Source organism: Aerococcus sp. L_32 (assembly GCF_050689315.1).
This window is the reverse complement of sequence record NZ_JBOEQF010000100.1, coordinates 1-7,505: the sequence shown is the minus strand read 5'-3', so window position 1 is coordinate 7,505 and position 7,505 is coordinate 1. Positions and strand designations below refer to the sequence as shown.

Below are 7,505 nucleotides of genomic sequence, written 5' to 3'. Positions count from 1 at the left end.
GATAATAGGAATATAAGGACGAGTTAACTTCGTGGTACCACCTTAATTTCAACAGCTATGGCTGTTGCTTGCCGCGTAACGTGCGTGACGGAATAGCTTTGCACTATTCTCCTCCAGAGTGTTTGCAAATAAATGACATTGAGCATTCTCACCCGTTAGCTCTCTCTAGAAATGTCGACAATTATTCTTGCTCTTTCATTGGATTATTCGTTCCTTATCTTATATCAAAACAAAAAAAGTGTCAAGATAGTATATTTTCTAGTTGTTCATTTGTCACAAGAAAGGTAAACTGAGTTATAATAATGCCAAATTTTAGCAAAAATATAAACTTTTTCTACCGGAATTTCCGGTGAACTACTGAGGTGTACGCGAATTGACAGATCATTCTGAGAACCACTTCCAACAAAATAAAGTAGTCTATATACTCTACCTTATTTTTGTAACAGGAATCGTTGGTTTCTCCTCATTACAATTATATCAATACAACAAAGCATCCTATAAAGAACTATCTACTAATGTTGTCAACCTTCGTGAAGGACCTGGGATAACTTATGATATTAAAGACCAACTTGACGGCAGTAATCCTTATCGAATACTTAGACAAGAAAATAATTGGTACTATGTCCTACTCGATAACAATGAAATAGGTTGGATACCCACTTGGTTAGCTGATAACCAAGATATCGATTCCTCTGATTTCATTGCCACAACCTTAGTGGATGATATTCAAATATACGAAGAAAATACAGAGGACGCAACAGTCTTAACATCTGCAGAAAAGAATTCAAAATACCAAATCTTACACCAAGCTGATGGTTGGGCTCAAATTCAGCTTTCTGGTGAAATTGGTTGGGTGAAACAAACAGAAATCGATGTGACACCAGGAACAATTGCCTACGAAGAAGATACTGAAATCACAGAAGAAGAACAATCCACTTTCGATGAATTCCTATCTGGTTACGACTTTACTGTCAAGGCAACTGCAGATGGGGTAAATATACGTAGCGAAGCCAATAAAGACTCTGAAATCTTAGCCAAAGGTGCTCTAAACGAACAATTTGCCTATCTTGGTCAAGAAAATGAATACTACCATGTACGTTCAATCGATGGTACTGAGGGGTATATCGTTAACTGGTTATCAGAAAGTGATTCAACTGCCATGGCGGATAAAGCAAAAGCAGCGGAAGCAACCAGTACATTAGCTGGCCGGACCATTGTATTAGACCCAGGTCACGGTGGTATCGATCCAGGTGCTATAACAGACGGTCTATATGAAAAAGAAGTCACCCTACAAACTGCCCTAACCGTTAAGGAAAAACTTGAAGCAGTAGGCGTAAATGTGATTTTAACCCGAGATGATGATTCAGATGTTGCTTTAGCTGATATTCCATATACAGCCAACCAAGCAGACGCTGACCTATTGATTTCCTTCCACTATGATGCAATTGAATCAACAGGTGCATCCGGCACAACAGCTTACTACTACGGCGACGATTCCACCCCAGTAGCCCATGAGATTCAAGCCCAATTAATGGAACAATTACCATTAGAATCTAACGGCGTTAAATTCGGTGACTTCCAGGTTATCCGAGAATTAGCTGGCGAAGGTGTCCTACTAGAACTTGGATACATGTCAACACCAAGTGACGTGGCCGTATTTAGTCAAGAAGAATACTGGAACCAAGTTGCCGACGCCATTTACAACGCTTTAGTGATTTACTATCAATAATTGATTTTTGGTCACTGCTGCCAAAACAAGAAAAATACCGATTGCCGGAAATTCTCAGGCAATCGGTATTTTTTTCTGTTTAATCTAATCCAGCTTAATTCTAAGCTTCATCCGAGTCTAATATGATGGTCACTGGACCGTCATTGGTTAGTGATACCTGCATATCGGCACCAAATTCACCTTCAGCAACCTTTAACCCATATTCATTACGTAATGTTTCATTTAATAATTGATACATTTTATCGCCGTGGTCTGGTTTGGCAGCATCGATAAATGATGGTCGGTTGCCTTTTTTAGTTCTAGCATAAAGGGTAAATTGCGAAATGGATAATATCTCACCTGACACCTGGTCGATGTTTAGATTCAATTTATCATCCTCGTCAGTAAAAATCCGCATATTAGCGATCTTTCTAGCCATATATGCCACCGTTTCCGCCGTGTCATCATCATGAACGCCTACTAGAAGCACAAACCCTTTATTAATTTCACCAACAACTTTTTCATCAATGGCAACGTTAGCTTGGCTAACTCTTTGCACGATAATTCGCATCCAAACCCTCCATTAATACACTTGTTTCTATTTTATTCTTTAGCACGGGCAACCGAATAAACATCTGGTATATTTTTCACCCGGTCGATAATCTTATCTAGTTGGTTGACGTTTTGGATGACAAAACGCAGTCTCACTTTGACAGAATTATCGTCATGGTTGACGTTACCGTTAATATTGGTAACTGATCCAGCAATCGGCGTGATAATCTGTAACACTTCATTCAAGAAGCCAGACCGGTCTTCACCTTCAACCACAATTTCCACTTCATATTGGTTATCCACATTCTTGCTGGCATCTTCCCACTCAACTGGAATCAAGCGATCTTGTTCATCCTCTGGGACTTGCACATTCTTACAGTCTCTGCGGTGGACGGAAACCCCTCTACCTTTAGTGATATAACCCACAATATCGTCTCCTGGTACAGGATTACAACAATGGGCTAGACGGACTAGGAGTGAATCCAAACCTTCTACTATGACACCAGCACTAGATTTAGACGCTTTACGGCGTACATGACTAGATTGTTTTTGAGTCTTGCTGAGTTTCTTCTGTTCACCTGATTCTTTCAGGGTCTCTTCAACAGATTCCCTGTTCTTCTCAGCTGCGCGTAACCGTCGTTCCCGCTCAGTTAAACGGTTAGCGACTGCAGTTGATGATAATTCACCAAAGCCAATCGCCGCGAACAAGTCTTCTTCAGTCGAGAAGTTGAACCGTTCAAGGGTTTTACTGATATCTTCTTTTTTGTAGACATCTTTTAATTTGAAACCTAGATTATCAAGGGTTTCTTCAAGGGCATGTCGACCTTGTTCTACCGCTTGGTCACGGTCCTGCAATTTAAAGAATCGCTTGATTCGGTTGCGGGCCCGCGAAGTTTTCACTAAGTTTACCCAATCACGCGATGGTCCTGCCGAATTCGGTGACGTTAGAATTTCCACGATGTCACCATTTTTCAATTGGTAATTCAAAGGTTCAATCTTGCCGTTGACCTTAGCACCAACCGTCTTATTTCCCACTTCTGAGTGAATTGAGTAGGCGAAGTCTAATGGGTAGGAACCCGCTGGTAATTCAGTCACGTCGCCAGTTGGGGTGAATACATAGACATTATCTTGGAAAATGTCCTCTTTCACGCTTTCCATGAAATCCGTGGCATCTTTAGATTCATCCTGCAACTCCGCAATTTGGTTAAACCAATCTAGCTGGGCGTCTAGAGGTGAAGCCTCGACTTTTTCAAGGTTACCCATTTTGTAAGCCCAATGTGCGGCAACCCCGTACTCAGCAACCTCGTGCATTTCATAGGTTCTAATTTGCACTTCTACTGGACTCGGCTGGTTTCCGACAACCGTCGTATGGATAGACTGGTACATGTTGGCTTTTGGCATGGCAATGTAGTCTTTAAACCGGCCTGGCAATGGCTTCCAATTAGTATGGACAATCCCAAGTACTGCATAACAGTCGCGAACAGATTCTACTAACACCCGGATAGCTTGGAGATCAAAAATCTGGTCGAATTCTTTGCCTTGGTCTTTCATCTTCCGGTAAATAGAATAAATGTGTTTAGGTCGGCCGTAAATTTCAAACTTACCAGTAATAGCCCCCTTTACTTGTGATTCCAATTCGTCAATCGTCGTTTGAATGAATTCTGCCCGCTCGTCTCGTTTTGAATCTACTAATTGAACGATTGAGTAATACGATTCTGGATCCATATAGCGAAGCGCTGTATCTTCTAGTTCCCATTTAATCTGGTTCATACCCAAACGGTCAGCTAGGGGGGCATAAATTTCTAACGTTTCTGTAGAGATAATCACTTGCTTCTCTGGCTTATGCCATTTTAGCGTCCGCATATTATGCAAACGGTCGGCTAATTTCACCATGATGACCCGTAAATCGTTGGCCATTGCTAACAACATTTTACGGTGGTTCTCAGCTAATTGCTCTTCATGTGATTTATATTTAAATTTCCCTAATTTGGTGACGCCATCTACTAGGGTGGCAATTGTCGGTGAGAAGAAGTAAGCGATATCGTCTAATGAGATACCGGTATCTTCCACAACATCATGCAAGAACCCAGTAATGACTGTATCCGGGTCCATTTTCAATTCGGCTAAAATACCTGCAACTTGAACAGGATGGACAAAGTACGGCTCGCCTGATTTTCTGATTTGCTCAATATGTGCGCGTTCAGCAAAGTCTGCTGCTTTTTGGACATAGTCCACCTTCGCTTCAGACATATAGCTAGCACATAAGGCTAAAACTTCTGCTTTTGTATAATTATTTTTATTTGGCATGTTACCACCTACTTTCCTTGTTATAAGTTATATGGTTGGCATCATATTTAGTTTGTATATTCCTCCTATTTTACCATATAAATGGACTAGAAACCCTATCAAACCCTTCTTAGTCACCTAATAATTCTGTTGCAAATGACAGACTTGATAATAAATATAAGGGTGCTGTTTCTGTCCGTAAAATCCGTGGCCCTAACCCGCACAAATGCGCATGGTCGAATCCGTCAGTGAAGTCAGCGATTTCATCTGGATGAATGCCTCCTTCAGGTCCGGTAATAAAGGCAATACGATCCTCGGCTTCTAGTGATGCATAAGTCTTTGCCAAAAGGGCCGCTTCACCCGACTTGGCAACCTCTTCATAAGCCACGCAAACTTGGTCAAATTCGCATAGTCTATTTTTTACCATGCTAACACTATGCAAGTCTTCGATGATTGGGACAAAAGTTCTATGAGATTGCTCAGCAGCTTCCTTGGCAATCTTTTTCAAACGGTCAATTTTTTTGCCCGCTTTCTTTTGGTCCCATTTAGTGACGGAATACCGCATGGCAACTGGCACAATATGACGAACCCCTAATTCGGTCGCCTTTTGTACGATTAAATCAAGCTTGTCTCCCTTAGGTAGGCCGACAAAGAGTGTGGTGTCGACCGGGATTTCTTTATTTTCTTCCCGCAGTTCAACTAGGCGAAGGACTGCACTTTTCCCTTCATCAGAAACAAGTTCACCGATAAATACTTGTTCAGTTTGGGTGACTAGAATTACCTGGTCCCCAATCTGCATCCGCATAACGTTGAGCATATGATGGTTGGTGTCTTTATCCATCACTATTTGGTCATTTATTTGGGCGGTTTCCTCTTCGATAAAATATCTTTGCATCTTAATCTTGTCCTTTATGGGCTAAAATACCGTACCATTCACCCATGTTCATAACGATTTCAACGGTAAAATCATTGGCAGCAAGTAAGGCCAACATGTCATCTTTCTTGTCATGGAAAATACCTGATAGCACCAATTGCCCGTCTGCTTTTAGGTTGGTGTATGCTTGCGGGATCAGGGGTTCTAGGATTTCAAATAGGATATTGGCTGTAATGATATCTACTTGCGTATCGATGTCATTTAGGATGTTGTTTTGAGCAACGGAAATAGCGTCTTCTACATCATTTAAAGCAAAATTATTGCGGGTAATATCCAAAATTGACCCGTCATAATCATAGGCATCTACGTCATTCGCGCCTAATTTCTTCGCAGCGATGGCTAAGATACCAGACCCAGTCCCCACATCAATGACATCTTCCCCGCCAATCATAGCGATTTCCAGTAAACGTAATGCCAGTTTAGTAGTTTCATGTGAACCGGTCCCAAATGCCATACCTGGATCTAGGAATAAAGTGGTTTTCTTCGGATCAGCTACTTGGTCGTCTTTCTCCCAAATTGGCACAATATCCATAAAGCGCGATACATGGATTGGTTCATAGTAGGCCTGCCAAGCTGTTTCCCAGTCCTTATCTTCTAAGGGACTATAGCGGATGTCATGGATAACAATTTGTTGGTCTGTTGCTAATTCCTTATTGTAGTTTGCTTGGTAGGTTTTGATTTCAGAGATGATGTCTTCGATTTTTTTATCAGCTGAAAAGTAACCTAAAACTACCGGGTTAACTTCATATGCCCCTGGTGCTGGCTGGTCATTCTTCACTGAACCAAAGCCGTCATCTGACCAGTCAATATAGTCTTGCTCGTCTTTGATGGACACCCCAGCAGAGTCTAAGCCCCACAAAATTTCGGTTAATAGGCTTTCACTTTTATTATCTGTTTCAATTGTTACCTCATACCAAGTCATTCGTATCATCTCCTAAATATAATAAGCTGTCATCATAGCGCTTAATAGCTCTTCTTGTTGTGATCATTTGGTCCACTTCTTCTGCTGGCCATTTCAAATCAACCGCCATCCTTTCACCTTTTATTAATTCTTTAATTTGCAAACGGGCTTCATATAAAAGATGGCTAATCTCTTGGGCTAGAATATCTAAGTGCCCTTTTTGAAAGTGTTCAGTGTCTTTTGGTTGAATGATAAAAATCCCATTCTCAGTTTCATTAGCACGGTGGTCAGCTGTAAAAATAAACTTCAATTCTAAGTAATCGATGCCTTCTAAAGGCTGGTTATTCTTGTCTAAAAAAGTGATTTCATCACTGGCGACCACTGGCAGATATGTTTGCAATACCACCTGTTTGGTTACTGATACATAGGATAAACGCCAAGGAATATCAATATGGCTATTCTCTAATATTTCTTCAAGAAAAGTGTATACGGTTTGCATCTGTTGATTCCCCACTCTCGTCTTTTTTAATTATTATAATATACCCACATCAAAATAACTACCGCGCCAATGTTATGACGGATTCAATTATGCTATTACTTGATATTTTTAGATGTTGAATTTGATAGAATCTTAAACTATTATTATATTACATTTATTACAAATAATGAAAGCTATGCTATAATAAAGGTTAGAAATATAAATGATGAGGTGTTATTTAAATGGCCGATCGTAACTTGACGACAAAAGATATTTTACAGAAAGAATTTAAACCTGCCCTTCGTGGATTCAATACAGAGGAAGTAGACGAATTCTTAGACCTAATTATTCGTGACTATGAGTCATATGAAAAAGAAATTGCCTCACTTAAGAATGAGTTAGAACGTGCAAAACACTCAACTGGTACAAATGAAAGTGGACGCCAAGCCACTAACCAACGCTCAAAATCTACAACAGTACCTCAATCAAAAGGTACAACTAACTACGATATTCTACGTCGCTTGTCTAAGTTAGAAAAAGCTGTATTCGGTGGTCAAAACGCCAAAGTCGAAAATAAAGTAGATGCTAGCGAAGAGAACGAAGACGATACGAAAGATCATACTATTATTTTTGAAAATAACTAGTT

General features: G+C 40.4%; 7 protein-coding genes. 2 read left to right on the top strand and 5 right to left on the bottom strand.

All coding sequences use genetic code 11. The features are described 5' to 3' along the window. Nucleotides 1–373: 373 nt before the first annotated feature. Nucleotides 374–1,729: an N-acetylmuramoyl-L-alanine amidase gene (locus ACRCJ0_RS07675; protein ID WP_419971354.1), complete on the top strand. Its 1,356-nt coding sequence runs from the start codon at nucleotides 374–376 to the stop codon at nucleotides 1,727–1,729. A 100-nt stretch (nucleotides 1,730–1,829) separates the two neighbouring features. Here the strand turns inward: ACRCJ0_RS07675 and dtd are convergent, their stop codons facing one another. From dtd to ACRCJ0_RS07650, 5 genes are all read right to left on the bottom strand, one after another. Continuing rightward, nucleotides 1,830–2,279, bottom strand: coding sequence for a D-aminoacyl-tRNA deacylase (gene dtd, locus ACRCJ0_RS07670; RefSeq protein ID WP_431387651.1), 450 nt, complete (start codon nucleotides 2,277–2,279; stop codon nucleotides 1,830–1,832). A 32-nt stretch (nucleotides 2,280–2,311) separates the two neighbouring features. After that, nucleotides 2,312–4,567, bottom strand: a complete 2,256-nt coding sequence (locus ACRCJ0_RS07665; protein ID WP_417893591.1) for a RelA/SpoT family protein — start codon at nucleotides 4,565–4,567, stop codon at nucleotides 2,312–2,314. Between the two features lie 109 nt (nucleotides 4,568–4,676). Further along, on the bottom strand, nucleotides 4,677–5,441 hold the full coding sequence (locus ACRCJ0_RS07660; protein ID WP_419971351.1) for a 16S rRNA (uracil(1498)-N(3))-methyltransferase: 765 nt from the start codon (nucleotides 5,439–5,441) through the stop codon (nucleotides 4,677–4,679). Nucleotide 5,442: 1 nt separating this feature from the next. Next, nucleotides 5,443–6,402 (bottom strand): 50S ribosomal protein L11 methyltransferase, encoded by a 960-nt coding sequence (gene prmA / locus ACRCJ0_RS07655; RefSeq protein ID WP_419971350.1) that lies wholly within the window; start codon nucleotides 6,400–6,402, stop codon nucleotides 5,443–5,445. Further along, nucleotides 6,389–6,880, bottom strand: coding sequence for a hypothetical protein (locus ACRCJ0_RS07650; RefSeq protein ID WP_419971349.1), 492 nt, complete (start codon nucleotides 6,878–6,880; stop codon nucleotides 6,389–6,391). Before ACRCJ0_RS07650 ends, prmA begins: the two co-directional genes overlap by 14 nt. A 221-nt stretch (nucleotides 6,881–7,101) precedes the next feature. On the opposite strand from ACRCJ0_RS07650, the gene gpsB reads away from it, so the two are divergent. After that, nucleotides 7,102–7,503: a cell division regulator GpsB gene (gene gpsB / locus ACRCJ0_RS07645; RefSeq protein ID WP_419971348.1), complete on the top strand. Its 402-nt coding sequence runs from the start codon at nucleotides 7,102–7,104 to the stop codon at nucleotides 7,501–7,503. Nucleotides 7,504–7,505: the final 2 nt, after the last annotated feature.

What these genes read in the sequence shown, in the direction of transcription:
- ACRCJ0_RS07665 (WP_417893591.1), bottom strand. Translation starts at nt 4,567, where the DNA reads ATGCCAAATAAAAATAATTATACAAAAGCAGAAGTTTTAGCCTTATGT.
- gpsB (WP_419971348.1), top strand. Translation starts at nt 7,102, where the DNA reads ATGGCCGATCGTAACTTGACGACAAAAGATATTTTACAGAAAGAATTT.
- ACRCJ0_RS07650 (WP_419971349.1), bottom strand. Translation starts at nt 6,880, where the DNA reads ATGCAAACCGTATACACTTTTCTTGAAGAAATATTAGAGAATAGCCAT.
- prmA (WP_419971350.1), bottom strand. Translation starts at nt 6,402, where the DNA reads ATGACTTGGTATGAGGTAACAATTGAAACAGATAATAAAAGTGAAAGC.
- dtd (WP_431387651.1), bottom strand. Translation starts at nt 2,279, where the DNA reads ATGCGAATTATCGTGCAAAGAGTTAGCCAAGCTAACGTTGCCATTGAT.
- ACRCJ0_RS07660 (WP_419971351.1), bottom strand. Translation starts at nt 5,441, where the DNA reads ATGCAAAGATATTTTATCGAAGAGGAAACCGCCCAAATAAATGACCAA.